At 34.2% G+C, this 1,059-nt stretch carries 3 protein-coding genes; all 3 read right to left on the bottom strand.

Annotation, left to right across the window (positions count from 1 at the left end; all coding sequences use genetic code 11):
- The coding region (locus tag QJV27_RS11100; RefSeq protein ID WP_281449075.1) for a hypothetical protein at positions 1 to 335 on the bottom strand (335 nt) is incomplete at its 3' end.
- Positions 293 to 505, bottom strand: a complete 213-nt coding sequence (locus QJV27_RS11175; protein ID WP_456305224.1) for a recombinase family protein — start codon at positions 503 to 505, stop codon at positions 293 to 295. The genes QJV27_RS11100 and QJV27_RS11175, both read right to left, overlap by 43 nt.
- A gap of 240 nt (positions 506 to 745) precedes the next feature.
- Positions 746 to 904: a hypothetical protein gene (locus QJV27_RS11090; RefSeq protein WP_281449074.1), complete on the bottom strand. Its 159-nt coding sequence runs from the start codon at positions 902 to 904 to the stop codon at positions 746 to 748.
- Positions 905 to 1,059: the final 155 nt, after the last annotated feature.

The raw sequence follows: 1,059 nt of genomic DNA, 5'->3' as shown, positions 1-1,059 counted from the left end.
GAGGCTTGATATAGATTATACTCATGCACTGCATCTTTATAACGACTATCCCCTTGTGTAACCACAGGATCGCCAATTTGCTTGCCATCCTCATCATAGCTTGTAAACGTGTATTTCCCCTTATCAAACGCCATTTCTACATACATATGCTGACCTACTACTATTGGCGTAGGACGAGACATAGGTGCTTCTTCAGGCTCGGTCTGAGTTATATCAATCGTTTTTTGCTCAGAAAAAGGCGTATAATTACGCTGTGTTAGATCAATTGTCGTTTGTTGAACAACGCTTGGATTTAGAATATCTGGTTTGTTAAAAAGAGGAATAAACCTAGGCACAAAGAAATACATACTACCAAAACAAGCATCGGTATTGCTTGCAATTGAGGTCTTTGCGTATCCACACCACTGGTTTTATCTGTAAAGATTTTATCTAGCTTAACCTCATCAAGTTGTCGTTCTGTATTTTGGTATTCAGAACTAACACGGATATATCCAATATCACTCATAATGATCTCTATTGTATTCTTTTAAGCTTAAGATGTTTATCTATTAATATGTATTCTTAAATAAATCAACTTAAATAAATACGGATTTCAATAGCTTTTGTATTCATGCAAATGTATTCGTTAGAGTATCAAATAAATACACAAATACTTTATAAAAACTCATCATAATAAAAAAATATCCGCAAATTTCTTTATCATAGAGTTTGCAGATATAAATATATTAATCCATCAAATGGACGTTTAATAATTATGGTTAAAATCCAATAAAACAGAATAATCCCCTGCTGATGCTACATTGACATCATATTGATATTCTTTGGATGCTGTAAGCATTTTAAATCCCCCTGCTAAAATAAGAACTAAAATCAAGCCAAAAATTATTTTAAGTTTTTTATTCATGTTAAACATTATCTTTGATTTCGGCCCTATGTGGAGGATCAGTCTGTGCGTCTAACCCAACATTTGTAGCTTGATCGCTTCCTGGCCATCCTTTTGATGCAGGCCCTCCTGTGGTAAAAGGAAGAATAATCCTGCCTTGCTGGTCGGTAAAATAG

The sequence above is a fragment of the Commensalibacter oyaizuii genome, assembly GCF_029953265.1.
In the GTDB taxonomy this organism is placed as follows: Bacteria; Pseudomonadota; Alphaproteobacteria; order Acetobacterales; family Acetobacteraceae; genus Commensalibacter; species Commensalibacter oyaizuii.
This window is presented reverse-complemented; position numbering and strand designations above follow the sequence as displayed.

Coding starts and splice junctions, on each gene's coding strand:
- QJV27_RS11175 (WP_456305224.1), bottom strand. CDS start 505: ATGAGTGATATTGGATATATCCGTGTTAGTTCTGAATACCAAAATACA.
- QJV27_RS11090 (WP_281449074.1), bottom strand. CDS start 904: ATGAATAAAAAACTTAAAATAATTTTTGGCTTGATTTTAGTTCTTATT.